Raw genomic sequence first — 16795 nt, forward strand, 5'->3', positions numbered from 1 at the left:
CTTCAATATCATGCGCTGCAACTACCTGAGCATTGTAGTCCACGCGCTGGTTAGCGGTACGGGCGATGTTGGCGTCGGTCAGGAGCTTGCCTTTTACCTTGGCCGCTTCAATATCATGCGCTGCAACTACCTGAGCATTGTAATCAACATGCTGATTGACCGTACGCGCGCTATGTGCTGATGCCAGATCATCCTGGGTTGTTGTCATTGCGGGGCGATGCGACTCGCCTGAATAGACAGGTTTGACATCGCTCTGCGCCGCTTCGTGATAAGTGGCTGTTGCCTCACCACGAGCGTATTCCGTATGTTCCCCTTCACGGTAATCAGAAGTGAAATGCGTACCCTGAGCGTGGTCGTATTGATGAGCCTCACGCTGCGTTTCTGAATCCATGTTCTGCCATTCACTATGGCCTTCATCGAATGAAATGGATTTGTGCGTCAGGCCATCTACCAGATCGATAGCTTTGTTCAAATCCGCGTATGCAGCGGATGTGGTTGAGGCGATGATGACAGCCAGCAGCGTTTTGTTGAGTTTCATATTACCATCCAGATTAATCGTTAACTTTATAAGACGTGATGTCTAAATTAAATGTCTTGTTAATGAGGCTGGCTCTATGCATTGAGTCTTTTCATTCCAAGACATTGTTCAGGGCTTAAGAGAGTGCACGTGACTTTGCATTCAATGAGGATTTATTTTACTCAGCGAAGGAATCGAAACTTTGATCGTGACGGGCATCACATATTAGTAAAGTGTTTGACTAAACGTGCGATTAATGATCGGTTGTATCGATCATTTTCATTCGAAAACATAGGTTAAAACTATTAAATGTTGACATTAATTTACGGTGATAAAAAAGGGGAAGGCCGGTTACAGCCTCAGCGTTGACAAACTCAACCGCGTTTTTTTACGAGCAGGTCAACCGGAATGTCATATTCAAAAGGAACAGTGGGAAAAGCGGTTGGGTATAGTCATAAAGTGAACATTGATGAGTGAGTCGAATGCAGCAAAATCAAGTGTGGATTATTCACGTGCTACAGTCGGGCATCGGATGTAGCAAAATGAAACAACTTTCCGGCCTGTAATTTATAAAAAGATAAGAAAGGCTTATGAATCACCGCCGCGTTTTCTCATCCGAAAGGCTGAGATCATGTTGCAGAATATTACCTTTAGCTTGCCGGATAGCGGCATTTTACTAAGCTTAGTTTCACGCGACGCAGATAAAGGTACTAACCTTTCGTCGCCAGGTGAAAGAATCCTCTTTTACTGAATGCAGTATGATGACTAATGTTTCATATTCTGGAGGTTAGAGATGGCAAACCATCGTGGTGGTTCAGGTAATTTCGCAGAAGATCGTGACAGAGCATCAGAAGCAGGCCGTAAAGGTGGCCAGCACAGCGGGGGGAATTTCAAAAATGACCCACAGCGTGCATCTGAAGCTGGCAAGAAAGGGGGCAAAAACAGCCACGGCAGCAGCAACAGTAAGTAGTACGCCGGGTTGAGCCCTGCCGCCGGGATTCCCGGCGGTTTTTTTATGTCCGTAACGTTGAACTGTCATCAAAGGCATCGCACACTAGGGGATTGACCTTTGCTGCTGGTGCCCGATGTCCTCCTCTCGTTTCAAATTCTCCGTTAAACCTCAGGAAGCAATCCTGATTTTAATCACCATGTTCTGGGGCGGAACCTTCCTTGCCGTCCAGTATGCGGTGACGCTCAGCGATCCGTTCTTCTTTGTCGGGCTGCGCTTTGCGACGGCGGCCATTGCCGTGGCGCTGATCTCCCTCAAAACCCTGCGCGGACTCACGCTTAAAGAGCTGAAGGCCGGGGTCGCGATTGGCGTCGCAATTGCGATGGGCTACAGCCTGCAAACCTGGGGGCTACAGTCGATCTCCAGCAGTAAGTCTGCATTTATTACCGCGATGTATGTCCCGCTGGTGCCGCTTTTACAATGGCTGTGCCTGGGCAGAATGCCGGGGCTGATGTCCTGTATCGGCATTGTGCTGGCCTTTATCGGCCTGATTTTGCTTGCCGGGCCAGAAAACAACCTGCTGGCGCTCGGGCCGGGTGAAATCATTACCCTGGTAGGCGCGATCGCCATCGCGGCGGAAATTATCCTGATTAGCGCCTGGGCGGGCACTGTGGACGTTAAGCGCGTAACGGTCGTTCAGCTGGCCACCGCCTCGCTGGTGGCCTTCGCGGCAATGGTGCCTGCGGGCGAGTCCGTGCCCCCCATGTCAACCGGGCTGATTGTCGTCGCGCTGGGGCTGGGTATTTTTAGCGCCATTATTCAGGTCACCATGAACTGGGCGCAGCGCAGCGTGTCGCCAACCCGCGCCACGGTTATCTACACGGGTGAGCCGGTATGGGCCGGTATTTTCGGGCGACTGGCCGGGGAACGTCTTCCGCTGCTGGCACTGGTCGGCGCGGCGTTTATTGTCGCCGGGGTGCTGGTGAGCGAGCTTAAGCTCAGAAGAAAGAAAAAAGCGCTGCCGGAAAATGACAGCGCTGTAACCGATCAAGGATCCTGACGTATCGCATCGCCCTGCGGCTGCATCGTTACCCGGCGGCTCAGCAGGGCGTTGAGTAAAATCGCGCCAAAGGTCGCTGTGCCGATCCCGCCAACCGTGAACCCGCCCAGCGTCAGGGCGAAATCTCCCGCTCCCAGTACCAGCGTTACCGCCACCATAATCAGGTTGCCGTTCTGGCTGAGATCGACATGGTGCTGCACCCAGATCCGCGCGCCCGCCACGGCAATCAGGCCAAACACCACGATCGAGGCACCCCCGATAACCGGGGCCGGGATGGTGTGGATCAGCGCGCCAAATTTCGGCGAGAAGCCGAGCAGAACCGCCATCAGCGCCGCTGCCACAAAGACCAGCGTGGAGTAGACTTTGGTCACCGCCATCACGCCGATGTTTTCAGCGTAGGTCGTTACGCCGCTCCCGCCGACGGAGCCAGAGAGCATCGTTGCCAGCCCGTCACCCACGAACGCCCGCCCCATATACGGGTCCATATTGCGCCCGGTCATCCCCGCGACCGCTTTCAGGTGGCCGAGGTTTTCCGCGACCAGAATTACGGCAACGGGGGCGATCAGCATCATTGCCTGGCCGTTAAAGGTGGGCGATGTGATCTGCGGAAGCCCGAGCCAGGCGGCGCTTTGCACGAGTGAGAAATCAACCGGTTTCCCGAGCCCCATCACGTTCGCCAGCAGCGCATAGATCAGACAGGCCAGGATAAGCCCGACCAGAATCAGCAGGCGCTGGATCATCCCTCGCGTGAAGACCGCCACCAGGCCGATGCAGAGCACGGTCACCACCGCCATCCAGCTTTCAAACGGCGAGCCGGATACGCTGCGCACCGCAATGGGCGCAAGGTTCAGGCCGATCGCCATCACCACCGCGCCCGTCACGACGGGCGGCATCAGCCGCTCTATCCAGCGGGTCCCGACTTTCATCACCACCACGCCTACCAGGGTATAGACCAGCCCGCAGGCGATGATCCCGCCAAGCGCCACGCTCAGGTTCGGGTTGATCCCCTGACCGTTAAACCCGGTTGCGGCGATCACCACGCCAACAAACGCCGCGCTGGAGCCAAGATAGCTGGGGACGCGTCCGCCGGTGACGAAAAAGAACAGCAGCGTACCGATACCCGACATCAAAATGGACAGGTTGGGATCAAGCCCCATCAGCATGGGCATCAGCACCGTCGCGCCAAACATCGCGACCGCGTGCTGCACGCCCATCACCAGGGTTTGCGCTACCGGGAGCCTTTCATCCGGCGCGACCACGCCGCCTGCTGTAGAGGTCGATTTCAACTGCCAGTGGGGAAATCCGAACAAAGCCATGAGCGATCTCCTTAAGGAGGTTAACAGGCGGGTCGCATAAGCGCGTGATAGCCGCGGTCAAACCACACCAGACCCTGCGGCGCGGGGTGGCGAACGATAGAAACGATGTCGCAGAACAGGATGTCGTGGGTGCCCACGCTCACCACCTGGCTGATGCGGCAGTCAAACGAGGCCAGCGCCTCTTCCAGGCGCGGGCAGCCGGTTTCGCCCGTTTGCCAGGCGGCGGCGGCAAAGCGGTCGGCCATCGGCGTTTTGCCGCCGAACAGGTTTGAGAGCGGCTCTTGTCCGGCGCTCAGCGTGTTAACGCACAGGGTGCGGTTCTCGCTAAACGTCGGCCAGACGGAGGCGCCGCGGTTGAGGCACACCAGCAGGGTCGGCGGGGAGTCGGTCACGCTGCACACGGCGCTGGCGGTAAAGCCTGCCCGCCCGGCCGGCCCGTCGGTGGTAATAATGTTGACCGCTGCGCCCACGCAGGCCATCGCATCGCGAAAGGTTTGTTGATCGGGTGCGTTCATTTTCGCTCCTTATGCCAGCCCGCAGGCATCTTCAAAGGACAGACGCGGCAGGCGTCCGTAGAGTTTGCTGACGTCGCCATAGCCGATGTTGATCAGCACATTACTTTTCAGCGGCGTGCCGGTAAAAAAGGCGTCATCGACTTTTTGCCGATCGAAGCCGGACATCGGCCCGGTATCCAGCCCCAGCGCGCGGCAGGCGAAAATGAGATAGGCCGCCTGCATGGAGCTGTTGCGAAAGGCCGTTTCCTCCGCGAGCGCCGGGCTTGAGGTAAACCAGCTCCGCGCATCCCCGTGGGGAAACAGTTCCGGCAGACGCTCGTAAAATTCGCTGTCCCAGGCAACGATCGCCGTCACCGGGGCGGCGAGCGTTTTGTCGAGATTGCCGCCGGAGAGCGCGGGACGGAGCTTCTCTTTTCCCTCAGCGCTGCGTACAAACACGATACGCGCGGGGGAGCAGTTGGCGGAGGTGGGCGCCCACTTCATCAGGTCGTAGACTTCACGCAGCGTTTCGTCACTGACCTGAATATCGCGCCAGCCGTTGTGGGTACGCGCCCCGGTGAACAGCGTCGTCAGGGCGCTGGGGGTAATGGCTTCGCTCATGGTGGCTCCTTATAGCGCGGCTTCGGGGCTGTGCAGCAGGCTGGCCAGCCCGTTCAGCAGCAGGGTGTTAAAGGTATCGGGATCCGTGACGTTACAGGCGTGCCCGCCCTGGCGCATGACCACCTTATGGCTGCCGGGGAGGGCCGTCTGTAGCTCAGATGAACAGACGGCGGGCACCAGCAGATCGTCAGCTGAGCAGACGATCTGCACCGGGCAGCGGATACGGGCGGCGTGGCGGCGAAAGTCGGCCTGTTTCAGCGCCGCTAACCGGCGCAGCAGATTAGCTTTCCCCTGAAAATGCGCCAGGGCCAGCGCCTCTTCGGCCTCCAGACGTGGGGCGCGCGCCGCCATCCAGTCCGCCGGATAGAGAAACAGCGGCTGGGCCTCTACCCAGGCCTGTGCGCCGCCCGCGTGAAGCAGGCGTTCGCGAACCTGGAAACAGCGGCGAGTATGGGGATGCAGCGTCAGCCAGCCGTTAACGCACACCAGCGCGGTGACGGCATCAGGGTTATCCAGCGCCAGCTGGAGCCCGACAAGCGCGCCCAGCGCGTGGCCGACGACGGCATACCGCGCAATGCCCGCGCCCGTCAGCGCCTGCGACAGCTCGTTTGCCATCTGCGCCAGGCTGTAGTCGTCCGGCAGCGTATCCGGGTTATTGCCCGTTCCCCGCTGGTCGTAGCACACCACCTGGTATTCCTGTTCAAGCACGGCAAGCTGAGGCAGCCAGTAGCCGCCGTTTCCGCCCAGCCCGGCGATAAGCACCACGGCGGGCGCGCCCGCAAACGGCGGCGGTGAGACAGAGAGTTTCACGGCAACCTCACTTTGCAATGTGCGCGACGGTAGCGATTTCAACCAGCGCCTCGGGCTTTACCAGCCCGCACTGGATGCAGAACCGCGCCGGTTTATCCCCCGGGAAGAACTCGGCGTAGATTTCGTTAATCGCGGCGTAGTTTTTCCAGTCGGTGATAAAGATGCTGTTGAAGGTCACATCCTCCATCGTGCCACCCGCCGTTTCGATAACGCGTCTGATAGTTTCCAGAACATGACGGGTTTGCGCCTTTGGGTTGTCGGGGTAGACCACGTTGTTATGCTCATCGAAGGGCAGAGTACCGGAGACATACACCACGCCATCGGCAAGCGTGCCGGGCACGAACGGAGCAATTGGCGTGCTGGTGCCGGGTGGAATAATCACGGATTTGGGCATGGTTTTCTCCTCAGGCGCTGCGGGCTAACGGGGGATTCAGGGCGTCACAGAACTCATCAACGCTGCTGACCCAGCCAAAAAAGGTTTCGATATTGAACAGGGCGGCTTTCTGGGCAAATTCCGGCCCCGCCTGATGGGTGGCGTCCGCCAGCACCACGCCAAAGTATTCCAGGAAAAAGCCGTCGCGCAGGGTTGATTCAACGCAGACGTTGGTGGCGATCCCGGTAAAGACCAGATGGCGGATGCCCCGGCTGCGCAGCAGGCTGTCGAGCGGGGTGTTGAAAAAGCCGCTGTAGCGCGGTTTGGGCAGCACGATATCGCCCGCCTGCGGCACCAGTTCGTCAACCAGCTGGTAATCCCAGCCGCCTTTTGCCAGCAGCTTGCCCTGTAGCTCTGGTCGCTGACGCATGGTTTTCAGGGCGTTAGATTTATGGAAGTTGGGCGAGCCGGGGCCACCCGCCTCCACGTACTGCTCATCCCAGCCGTTCTGGAACCAGATAATCACCATGCCAGCGGCGCGCGCGGCGGCCACGGCGGTGTTGATATTTTCAATGACGGGCCGGGTGGCCGAGACATCAAATCCCGCCAGATCCAGATAGCCGCCCTGGCTGGCGTAGGCGTTTTGCATATCCACCACGATTAGCGCGCTATGCTCTGGCGCAAAGGTAATGGCTTCCGGGCGTGCGTTGAGCGTGGTCATTACGCGACCTCCTTCGTTACGGCTGGGATGTGGGCGCGGCACTGCATCAGCGGCTGAATACGTTCGCCGAAGGTTTCCACGCCTGTCAGGAAATCGTCAAAGGTCAGCAGTACGCCTTCCGCGCCCGGCACGGCGGCGACGTCATCCAGCATTCTGGCGACATTGGCGTATGAGCCGACCAGCGTACCCATGTTGATGTTGACGGCGGAGGTCGGGTCCGCCATCTGGCGCACGTTGGTATCTGACCCGGAGCGGGTATCTTTCTGGCTCTGTTCGGTAAGCCAGCTCAGCGCCTCTTCATCGGCTCCGGCTTTATAAAGGTCCCATTTGGCGCGCGCGGCCTCGTCGGTTTCGTCAGCGATGATCATAAAGAGCACGTATGAGCCCACGTCGCGCCCGGTTTTGTCGGCGGCCTCTTTCATGCGCGCGGCGGTGGGGGCAAAGGCGGCGGGGGTGTTAACGCCTTTTCCGAAGCAGAAGTTGAAGTCGGCGTATTTCGCCGAGAATTCCATTCCCGCATCGCTCTGCCCGGCGCAGATCACCTTCATCGGCACCGACGGCTGCGGGCTGACGCGACAGTCGTTCATGGTAAAGAAGTCGCCTTTAAAATCGCTCTTGCCCGTCCCCCACAGGTCGCGCAGCACCTGCACGTATTCGGTGAGGTAGTCGTAGCGGCGCGAGAAATACTCATCCCCCGGCCAGATACCCATCTGGTCGTACTCCGGCTTTTGCCAGCCGGTGACCAGGTTGACCCCAAAACGCCCGCCGGAGATGGAATCGATGGTCGAGGCCATGCGCGCAACGATAGCCGGGGGCAGGGTGAGCGTGGCGGCGGTGGCGTAGATCTGGATGCGTGACGTGACGGCCGCCAGCCCCGCCATCAGGGTGAAGGATTCAAGGTTGTGGTCCCAGAATTCGGTTTTGCCGCCAAAGCCGCGCAGCTTGATCATCGAGAGCGCAAAGTCGAAATGGTAGTGCTCCGCTTTCTGCACGATGGCTTTGTTCAGCTCAAAGGTCGGCATGTACTGCGGTGCCGTGGTCGAAATAAGCCAGCCGTTATTGCCGATAGGGACGAATACGCCAATTTTCATCACGAGCCTCTCTTCATCACATATAGGTTGAAAGTCAGACGCGGCGCTGCATCCTGCATTTCCTGTTCAGCCTCGTAAGAAAGGTTTTGCAAAGGGAGTGCCAGTTTTGAAAATGGCTTTGTTATTAATGTGTTAACGATTGGTTGGTGAAATGCAGCTTGATAAAGTGGACTGAATGGTCAAAAAGATTGCACGCAAAACAGGCAGGGTTGCGCGATGGCGGTGCAGGGAAAGGGGCCTGGCTGATTTCAGTAAGGAGCAGAAAGGTACTCTCTGCTGAAGGGGATGATGTACGTTAAACGCTTGCCCACCATAGCAATGATGGGCAAGTGAAATACCCTAATGATGCTTCACACCTGGGAATAACCGCCGTCTATCACGATATTGGCGCCTGAAACATAGCTGCTTTTATCAGACGCTAACCAAAACACGGCTTCAGCAACCTCCTGTGCTTCACCAATACGGCCAATGGGCGTTCCTGCTGCAAACGCGACTTTAGCCTGTTCAGCCTCACCCGGACGGGTGAATTGACCATCAATGATAGGAGTATCAATTGCGCCCGGGCTAACGACGTTAACCCTTATCCCGTCAGGCGCGAGCTCACGGGTAAGCGTGCGAGCCAGCGAGCGCACCGCGGCCTTCGTCGCCGAGTAAACGCTATGCCCAGCAAGCCCTTTCGTGCCCGCCACAGAGCTGGTCATAATAATGGAGCCTGATTCTGTAAATAGCGGCAATGCTTTCTGTATGGCGAAATAGACGCCTTTAACATTGGTATTGAACATTTCTTCAAACTGGATTTCGTCGACCGCTTTCACCGGAGATAACGTAATGGTTCCGGCGTTGGCAAACAGGATATCCAGCTTCCCTTTTTCAAGAGAAATAACCTCAAAGAAATGCGCAAGATCCTTTATGTTTGCTACGTCACCCACGATCCCTTTGGCATTTTCAGTCCCCAGCAACGCCACCGCATCGTCTAATGCGGCCTGACGCCTGCCCATTAAAAAAACGAAAGCGCCTTCATGAACGAATTTCAAGGCCGTTGCTAAACCGATGCCGCTGGTACCACCGGTTATTGCCGCCACTTTTCCGGTTAGCTCTTTCATCGATCCTCCTGATTTTTCTGCGTTTCGGCGCTATTCCATCGGGCAAAATCGTTATAACCCTCCGCACCGCCGCCAAAAAACGCCTCGCGGTTATAGTGAGTTAAGGGATAACCATTTTTAATACGATCCGGGAGATCGGGGTTCGAGGTGAAAAGTCGTCCAAACGCAATGAGATCGGCATCTCCACTCTCTATCATGGCTTCGGCGTTTTCCGGTTTGAAACCGCCTGCGGCGATAATTTTACCTTTGAACAGGGGGCGAAGCTGTCCGCTGGCGATCGGTTCTTCTTCAACCCCGGACAGGCGATCTTCAGGCCCGACAATCCTTGGCTCAATAATATGCAAATAGGCAAGGTTAGAATGATTTAGCTGCTGCGCCAGATAACCAAAGGTCGCCAGAGGCGAACTGTCGTGCATATCACCATAAACCCCGCTGGGTGAAATACGTACGCCCACTCTGCCATCGCCCCAGACCGACGTCAGATCGGAAACGACCTCCAGTAAAAAGCGGGCGCGGTTTTCAAGGCTACCGCCGTAGCTATCCGTGCGTTGATTGCTTCCATCCAGCAAAAATTGTTCAGGCAAATAACCGTTCGCACTGTGAAGTTCAACACCGTCAAACCCGGCTCTTCTGGCACGAATCGCTGCCTGATAAAACTCACCGCGAATGAAATCAATGTCGGCAATGCTTAACGCCCGAGGCTGAGGAAATAATTTTCCCTGATAGTGCCCCTCGTTATCTTTACCCACGCCGTAGGTGTTTTTCGCCGTCAGAGCAGAGGGGGCAACGGGCTGATGTCCCCGGGAAAGCTCAGGCAGCGACTGGCGGCCAGGATGCCATAGCTGGAGAAATATAAAGGCACCTTTAGCATGGACCGCATCAACAACCCTCTTCCAGCCCTTTTCCTGCTCGTCGGTGAACATCCCCGGGGCGTCGGCATAGGCATTCGCATAAGGAGAGACCGCCGTGGCTTCTGCAATCAGTAGCCCTCCCTGACTGGCGCGCTGCGAGTAGTGCTCAACCATCAACTGTCCGGGAATGTTGCCCGTTTCGGTGCGCATCCGCGTCGTGGGGGCCATAACAATACGGTGTTCAAGGTTTATCGCACCCAGTTTGATGGGATTAAAAAGTTGTCTGTTCATGAATATTATCTCTCATCGGTAACGTGTTGAGAGAATGGTAGTCATGCAAGGTCATGATTTATATAGACAAAAAGCAATAACACTTATTCCGGAGAGGAATGGGTACCTAAAAACAGGATTTAACAAAATGGATGAAAGATTTGACCTTGCCGCTGACTAAGGTTCCGGTTGGGTACAATGCCCAAAGGGTGAGTGGCTCTAATTCCCAGTCAGGCAGGATTTTGACCACTTTTCCTGAAATAAGCTCGTCCCGGAACATCCATTCAGAATTAATGGTAAATCCGAGGTTGTCTAATACGCAGTCACGGACGGCTTCTGAGGAGTTCGTTTTAATTTTTCCATCCAGTATTATCTGCTGGCTTTGCTTACCTTTCTGTAAAACCCAATTAATACCGCTATTGTCGACATTATAAATAACCGCCTGGTGCGATAATAAATCTTTCGGCTGCTGAGGTACGCCGTGGAGTGCAAGATAATCGGGTGTCGCCATGATATAGCGCTGGCCCACGTGGAGCCGGGTGGCGGTAAAGGCGGAGTCGGGTAAATGACCTACGCGCAATGAAACATCTACGCCATCCCTGATAAGATCGGTGTTGCGATCGTTGAGAAGTAATTCAACATTCAGCATAGGATTAAGACGAAGAAAATCCGCCAGTCGGGGCAGTACATAGTTTCTGGTCAGCGTAACCGGGGCGCTAACCCTGATATTTCCCGTCAGCTTTCCCTGCTCGTCTTGCGTACTGGACATTAACGTTTCGACCTGAGCGAGTATTTCCCGGGACTGCTCGTAAAATTTCATTCCCGCATCTGAGGGGGTTATTCCTCGGGTACTGCGGATAAACAGGCGGGTACCAAGCTGTTTTTCCAGGCTCGCAATGCCTTTTGATATTGCAGGCTGACCGATGTTCATACGTTTGGCCGCCGCAGAAAATGAGCCCGTTTCCATTATCGCGACCAGGCTTTCCATTATCTGGAGTCGTTCCATAGTGCTGTTCTGCTCGTCAGAAATGAATAGGTGGCTAATATACGCATTATCGACAGGCTTAGCATAGCGCTAACCTTATTGAGTGGTGAAAAGGGACAGGGGGCCGGTCAATGCTCTTGGCCTCCACCCGTCACAGAATGTCGAGACAAATCACGGCTTTTGCTATCCTGTTCCCAAACCACTAAGGAAAGCGAAAATGTCCCAGACAGCAGTAAAAACTCCCGGTAAACGCTCGCGGGCGGTCAGTGCCAAGAAACAGGCGATTTTGAGCGCAGCGCTGGACACCTTTTCGCAGTTTGGCATTCACGGCACGCGTCTGGAGCAGGTCGCGGAGCTGGCCGGGGTGTCCAAAACTAACCTGCTGTACTACTTCCCGTCGAAAGAGGCGCTCTACGTCGCCGTACTGCAACAGATCCTCGATATCTGGCTGGCGCCGCTGAAGGCGTTTCGGGAAGAGTTCGCGCCGCTGGTGGCGATCAAAGAGTACATCCGCTTAAAGCTTGAGGTGTCGCGCGACTACCCGCAGGCGTCGCGGCTGTTCTGTCTGGAGATGCTACAGGGCGCGCCGCTGTTGAAGGCCGAACTCACCGGGGATTTGAAACAGCTGATTGACGACAAATCGGCGATCATCGCCGGGTGGGTGGCCAGCGGCAAGCTGGCGCCGGTAGAGCCGCATCATCTGATCTTTATGATTTGGGCCTCCACGCAGCATTACGCTGACTTTTCGGCCCAGGTCGAAGCGGTGACCGGAAAAACGCTTCAGGACGAGGCGTTCTTCCAGAGCACGCTGGAAAACGTCCAGCGGCTCATTATTGAAGGGATCCGCGTGCGTTAATTCCCCTCACCCTAACCCTCTCCCCAAAGGGGCGAGGGAAGAGTTCCGTGCCTCGTCAGCCCGGCGGGAGAGGGCAGCTTAAATCGCCCTCTTCACACTGCATCAGCGAGGCCAGAAACGCTTCGCGCTCCGCGGTTTTCTCCGTAAGACACTGGCTGACGATCATGGGCTGCACGCTGCCGCCCTCTGTTCCCGAGCCAATGAATTTGCAATCCGCATCACGCAGAGCGATCCACGCCTGCTGGGCTTTTTTCAGCAGTTCACGCTGCGGCTCGGGGGCACGTTTGAAGGCGGCCTGGTAGGTCTGATTGAGCTTTTTATCCGCCGCCTCGTATTGCTTTGCGGCGCAGGTATTAAGGTCAAGCTGGGTGCTGGCGCTGGCGCACTCGTCCGCAAGCGCGTGGGCGCTCAGCAGCAGAGCGGCACCCGCCAAAAGATAACGTTTCATTTTTCCCTCCCTATAAAAAAAGCCGGACGCGCTGTGCTTATCCGGCTTCTGATTTTGTAGCCCCGGTAAGCGTAGCGTCACCGGGGAAAGTTTACACGATTAACCGATAGTCATCAGGCTGGCGTTACCGCCCGCCGCCGCGGTGTTTACGCTGAGCGAGCGCTCCACGTACAGACGCTCCAGCAGCAGGTTGGTCTCACCGCGGGCGAAGCCCTGCACCGAGACAATCGCGCCGCTGCGGGAGGCGACCTGCTCGCACAGTTCGCGCAGCTGGTCGGAATCGCCGTGATAAATCACCGCGTCGAACGGCTGGGTGAACAGATCGTCCGCCTTAGCGAAGTGGATACGCGAAGCGACCGCTTTCGGCAGCTGCTTCGCCAGGTCGCGATGCAGACCGTCTTCCGGCCACAGCACCTCGCAGCCCGTTGCGGCAGCGGCGGCAAGCTGCACCAGCGCGTCCTGCTCATTATCCGCCACGCACAGCACGCGCTCGCGCGGCATCAGCGTCCAGGTGTTGCGCTCGCCGGTTGGCCCCGGCAGCAGACGCTGCGTGCCCGCCTGCGCCAGCTCGCCGTACTGCTTCGCCACCTTCTGTAGCTCTGGGCGCTTATCGGCCCAGCTAATCAGCGCTTCAAGCGGCTGCGTCAGCACGGTTTTCAGCTGTGCGTCTACCGGATACTCGCTGTCCTGGCGCGCCAGCGTCACGCCCAGCGCGTTCTCAGGGCGGTTTGCCAGCAGGCGGTACAGATAGAGCGGGCCACCGGCTTTCGGTCCGGTGCCGGAGAGGCCTTCACCGCCGAACGGCTGCACGCCCACGACCGCGCCGACCATGTTGCGGTTGACGTACAGGTTGCCGACTTTGGCGCTGCCCGTCACCTGCGCGATGGTTTCGTCGATCCGGGTATGCACGCCGAGGGTCAGACCGTAGCCGGAAGCGTTAATCTGCTCGATCAGCTGATCCAGGTTATTACGGTTGTAACGCACCACGTGCAGCACCGGGCCGAAGACCTCTTTTTTCAGCTCGTCGAAGCTTGCCAGCTCAATCAGCGTTGGCGGCACGAACGTGCCGGTCTGCCATTCGCGGGCATCTTCGCTGTTTTCACGCACCGCCTGGAAGACAGGGCGGCCTTTGGCGCGCATCGTCTGGATGTGGTTTTCAATATTGGTTTTGGCTTCCTGATCGATAACCGGGCCGATGTCGGTCGTCAGACGTCCCGGGTTACCCATGCGGCATTCCGCCATCGCACCGCGCAGCATTTTCAGCGTGTGGTCAGCAACGTCGTCCTGCAAGCACAGCACGCGCAGGGCGGAGCAGCGCTGTCCGGCGCTGTCGAACGCAGAGGCCAGCACGTCCACCACCACCTGCTCGGTCAGGGCGGAGGAGTCGACGATCATGGCGTTCATCCCGCCGGTTTCCGCGACCAGCGGCGTCGGGCGACCCTGCGCGTCCAGACGCGTGGCGATGTTGCGTTGCAGCAGCGTTGCCACTTCGGTGGAGCCGGTGAACATCACGCCGCGCACGCGGGTATCGGAGGTCAGCTTGGCGCCCACCGTTTCACCGCGACCCGGCAGAAGCTGTACCACGCCCGCAGGCACGCCCGCTTCCAGCAGAATGTGAATACCCTGAGCGGCAATCAGCGGGGTTTGTTCGGCCGGTTTTGCCAGCACGCTGTTGCCCGCCGCCAGCGCAGCGGCGATTTGTCCGGTGAAGATCGCCAGCGGGAAGTTCCACGGGCTGATACAGACCACCGGGCCGAGCGGGCGATGGGTTTCGTTATCGAAATCATCGCGCACCTGCCCGGCGTAGTAATGAAGGAAATCGACCGCTTCACGCACCTCGGCGATGGCGTTGCTGAAGGTTTTACCCGCTTCACGCACCAGAATGCCGATAAGCTGCTGCATCTGATCTTCCATCAGCACCGCCGCGCGCTCCAGAATGGCGGCACGCTCCTGCGGCGGGGTGGCAAACCAGATTGGCGCGTTATTCACCGCGCTGTCGATCGCCTGCGACACTTCCTCTTCCGTGGCTTCACGCACGTAGCCGACGATATCTTTCGGCTCTGCCGGGTTCACCACCGCCTGCATTTCGCCGTCAGCAACGGGCATTTCGAGGATCGGTTTGGCCTGCCATTTTTGCAGGGCGCTGTTGAGCAGGGCGGAGGAGAGGGACGCCAGACGGTGTTCGTTCGCCAGATCCAGACCCGCAGAGTTCACGCGGCCTTTGCCGTACAGCTCGCGGGGCAGGGCAATCTTCGGATGCGGCAGGCCAATCTGGCCCTCCTGCGCCGCCATCTTCTCGACGGCCTGCACCGGATCGGCCACCAGCTCGTCGAGCGGCAGGGTGGTGTCGGCGATGCGGTTCACGAAGGAGGTGTTCGCCCCGTTCTCCAGCAGACGACGCACCAGATAGGCGAGCAGGGTTTCGTGGGTGCCGACAGGGGCGTAAATACGGCACGGACGGTTCAGCTTACCGTCGGCCACTTTCCCGGTGACCTGCTCGTACAGCGGCTCGCCCATGCCGTGCAGGCACTGGAACTCGTACTGGCCCGGATAGTAGTTCTGCCCGGCCAGGCTGTAGATTGCCGCCAGCGTATGGGCGTTGTGGGTCGCAAACTGCGGGTAGATCAGGTTCGGCACGCCGAGCAGTTTTTTCGCGCAGGCGAGGTAAGAAACGTCGGTGTAAACCTTGCGGGTGTAAACCGGATAGCCTTCCAGACCTTCCATCTGGGCGCGTTTGATTTCGCTGTCCCAGTAGGCGCCTTTCACCAGGCGGATCATCAGGCGGCGACGGCTGCGGCTCGCGAGGTCAATCAGGTAATCAATCACGAACGGGCAGCGTTTCTGGTAGGCCTGTATAACAAAGCCAATCCCGTTCCAGCCCGCCAGCTCCGGCTCGAAGCACAGTTTTTCCAGCAGATCGAGGGAGATCTCCAGACGGTCGGCCTCTTCGGCGTCGATGTTAATGCCGATATCGTACTGGCGCGCCAGCAGGGTCAGTGACTTCAGGCGCGGGTACAGCTCTTCCATGACGCGATCGTACTGGGCGCGGCTGTAGCGCGGGTGCAGGGCGGACAGTTTAATCGAGATGCCCGGCCCTTCATAAATACCGCGACCGTTCGAGGCTTTGCCGATGGCGTGGATAGCCTGCTGGTAGGAGACCATATAGGCCTGCGCGTCGGCGGCGGTCAGCGCCGCTTCGCCCAGCATGTCGTAGGAATAGCGGAAACCTTTATCTTCCAGCTTGCGGGCGTTCGCCAGCGCTTCGGCAATGGTTTCCCCGGTCACGAACTGCTCGCCCATCAGGCGCATCGCCATATCCACGCCTTTGCGGATCAGCGGCTCGCCGCTCTTGCCGATAATGCGGTTCAGGGAGCGGGAGAGGTTGGCTTCGTTATGGGTCGACACCAGGCGGCCGGTAAACAGCAGGCCCCAGGTAGCGGCGTTGACGAACAGCGACGGGCTGCGGCCAATGTGCGACTGCCAGTTACCGTTGCTGATCTTGTCGCGGATCAGCGCGTCGCGGGTCGCTTTATCCGGAATACGCAGCAGCGCTTCCGCCAGGCACATCAGCGCCACGCCTTCCTGAGAGGAAAGCGAGAACTCCTGCAACAGCCCCTGCACCATCCCGGCGCGACCGGAGGCGTTTTTCTGATTACGCAGCTTGTCGGCAAGGCTGTACGCCAGCGTGTGGGCCTGGGCGGCGATGGCTTCCGGCAGGCGAGCCTGCTCCAGCAGCATCGGCACCGCATCGGTTTCCGCACGGCGCCAGGCGCCGGTAATAGCGGCACGGCTGACGGACTGCGGCAGGATCTGCTCGGCAAATTCGAGGAACGGCTGGTGGTTATCTTCAGCGGCAGCGGCGGCTTCTTCGCTTTCGTTAGCCGCACCCGCCAGCAGGGCAGGCAGCTCCGGCAGACCCTCGTCGCTTTCCAGTCTTTCCAGATAATTAAAAATGGCCTGCTTAATTAACCAGTGCGGTGTGCGGTCGATGCGGGTCGCTGCGCTTTTAATACGTTCACGCGTAGCGTCATCCAGCTTAACCCCCATGGTGGTCATGCCCATGCCAAAACTCCTGTTGATGTTTCGTCGTTTTATATTGATGCGTGAAATATCCACCATGTTGCAACTTTGTGCAACCGTGTTAAATGTGACATGGTTTGCAAGCTGGAAAATGAATGGATTGTTAATGCCTGGTTAGCTGGAAAAAATTACTGGCTTATGCGTGCAAAGCCTGTTTTTATGCGGCGCTTAACACTTTTTAAAGGTGCAACCGTGAAAAGCGTGAGCGAGTGCAACCTATACGAAAGACGTATAAAACCAGGGATGAATT

Annotated in this window: 16 protein-coding genes; 3 read left to right on the forward strand and 13 right to left on the reverse strand. The window is 57.7% G+C overall.

Annotated features, from left to right (window positions below; genetic code table 11):
- On the reverse strand, positions 1-538 hold a 538-nt coding region (locus ACSVHP_RS21260; protein ID WP_447552894.1), incomplete at its 3' end, for a hypothetical protein.
- 772 nt (positions 539-1310) lie between these two features.
- Between ACSVHP_RS21260 and ACSVHP_RS21265 the strand changes: the two genes are divergently transcribed.
- Both ACSVHP_RS21265 and ACSVHP_RS21270 read left to right on the forward strand, forming a co-directional pair.
- Positions 1311-1487: a con-10 family general stress protein gene (locus tag ACSVHP_RS21265; RefSeq protein WP_234673914.1), complete on the forward strand. Its 177-nt coding sequence runs from the start codon at positions 1311-1313 to the stop codon at positions 1485-1487.
- Positions 1488-1602: 115 nt separating this feature from the next.
- The gene (locus tag ACSVHP_RS21270; protein ID WP_447552895.1) at positions 1603-2526 is read left to right on the forward strand and encodes a DMT family transporter; all 924 of its coding nucleotides are present in this window, start codon (positions 1603-1605) and stop codon (positions 2524-2526) included.
- Here ACSVHP_RS21270 and rutG read toward each other — a convergent pair.
- The 10 genes from rutG to ACSVHP_RS21320 all read right to left on the reverse strand — a co-directional run bounded on the left by rutG (position 2514) and on the right by ACSVHP_RS21320 (position 11182).
- Entirely contained in the window at positions 2514-3842 is a 1329-nt protein-coding gene (gene rutG, locus ACSVHP_RS21275; RefSeq protein ID WP_447552896.1) for a pyrimidine utilization transport protein G, read from the reverse strand. The genes ACSVHP_RS21270 and rutG overlap by 13 nt on opposite strands.
- Positions 3843-3862: 20 nt before the next feature.
- Positions 3863-4357, reverse strand: coding sequence for an NADH-dependent FMN reductase RutF (rutF, locus tag ACSVHP_RS21280; RefSeq protein ID WP_234673911.1), 495 nt, complete (start codon positions 4355-4357; stop codon positions 3863-3865).
- A gap of 9 nt (positions 4358-4366) precedes the next feature.
- Positions 4367-4957: a malonic semialdehyde reductase gene (locus ACSVHP_RS21285; RefSeq protein WP_447552897.1), complete on the reverse strand. Its 591-nt coding sequence runs from the start codon at positions 4955-4957 to the stop codon at positions 4367-4369.
- Between the two features lie 9 nt (positions 4958-4966).
- Positions 4967-5767, reverse strand: a complete 801-nt coding sequence (gene rutD / locus ACSVHP_RS21290; protein ID WP_447552898.1) for a pyrimidine utilization protein D — start codon at positions 5765-5767, stop codon at positions 4967-4969.
- Positions 5768-5774: 7 nt separating this feature from the next.
- Complete coding sequence (gene rutC / locus ACSVHP_RS21295) at positions 5775-6161, reverse strand: pyrimidine utilization protein C (RefSeq protein WP_447552899.1); 387 nt, start codon at positions 6159-6161, stop codon at positions 5775-5777.
- A 10-nt stretch (positions 6162-6171) separates the two neighbouring features.
- Positions 6172-6861, reverse strand: coding sequence for a pyrimidine utilization protein B (rutB, locus tag ACSVHP_RS21300; protein WP_417313623.1), 690 nt, complete (start codon positions 6859-6861; stop codon positions 6172-6174).
- Positions 6861-7952 carry a pyrimidine utilization protein A gene (gene rutA / locus ACSVHP_RS21305; protein WP_447552900.1) on the reverse strand — a complete coding sequence of 364 codons (1092 nt, stop codon included), beginning with the start codon at positions 7950-7952 and terminating at the stop codon, positions 6861-6863. The genes rutB and rutA overlap by 1 nt, the downstream gene beginning before the upstream one ends.
- 350 nt (positions 7953-8302) lie before the next feature.
- Positions 8303-9055 (reverse strand): SDR family NAD(P)-dependent oxidoreductase, encoded by a 753-nt coding sequence (locus ACSVHP_RS21310; RefSeq protein WP_447552901.1) that lies wholly within the window; start codon positions 9053-9055, stop codon positions 8303-8305.
- Positions 9052-10197 carry an alkene reductase gene (locus tag ACSVHP_RS21315; RefSeq protein ID WP_447552902.1) on the reverse strand — a complete coding sequence of 382 codons (1146 nt, stop codon included), beginning with the start codon at positions 10195-10197 and terminating at the stop codon, positions 9052-9054. The genes ACSVHP_RS21310 and ACSVHP_RS21315 overlap by 4 nt, the downstream gene beginning before the upstream one ends.
- A gap of 106 nt (positions 10198-10303) precedes the next feature.
- Positions 10304-11182 (reverse strand): LysR family transcriptional regulator, encoded by an 879-nt coding sequence (locus ACSVHP_RS21320; RefSeq protein ID WP_447552903.1) that lies wholly within the window; start codon positions 11180-11182, stop codon positions 10304-10306.
- 196 nt (positions 11183-11378) lie between these two features.
- On the opposite strand from ACSVHP_RS21320, the gene rutR reads away from it, so the two are divergent.
- Positions 11379-12017, forward strand: a complete 639-nt coding sequence (rutR, locus tag ACSVHP_RS21325) for an HTH-type transcriptional regulator RutR (RefSeq protein ID WP_447552904.1) — start codon at positions 11379-11381, stop codon at positions 12015-12017.
- A 55-nt stretch (positions 12018-12072) separates the two neighbouring features.
- On the opposite strand, the gene ACSVHP_RS21330 is transcribed toward rutR, so the two are convergent.
- Both ACSVHP_RS21330 and putA read right to left on the reverse strand, forming a co-directional pair.
- Positions 12073-12465 (reverse strand): lysozyme inhibitor LprI family protein, encoded by a 393-nt coding sequence (locus tag ACSVHP_RS21330; protein WP_447552905.1) that lies wholly within the window; start codon positions 12463-12465, stop codon positions 12073-12075.
- 99 nt (positions 12466-12564) lie between these two features.
- Positions 12565-16527: a trifunctional transcriptional regulator/proline dehydrogenase/L-glutamate gamma-semialdehyde dehydrogenase gene (gene putA, locus ACSVHP_RS21335; RefSeq protein ID WP_447552906.1), complete on the reverse strand. Its 3963-nt coding sequence runs from the start codon at positions 16525-16527 to the stop codon at positions 12565-12567.
- Positions 16528-16795: the final 268 nt, after the last annotated feature.

It is taken from the genome of Enterobacter sp. 186315 (genome assembly GCF_053290175.1).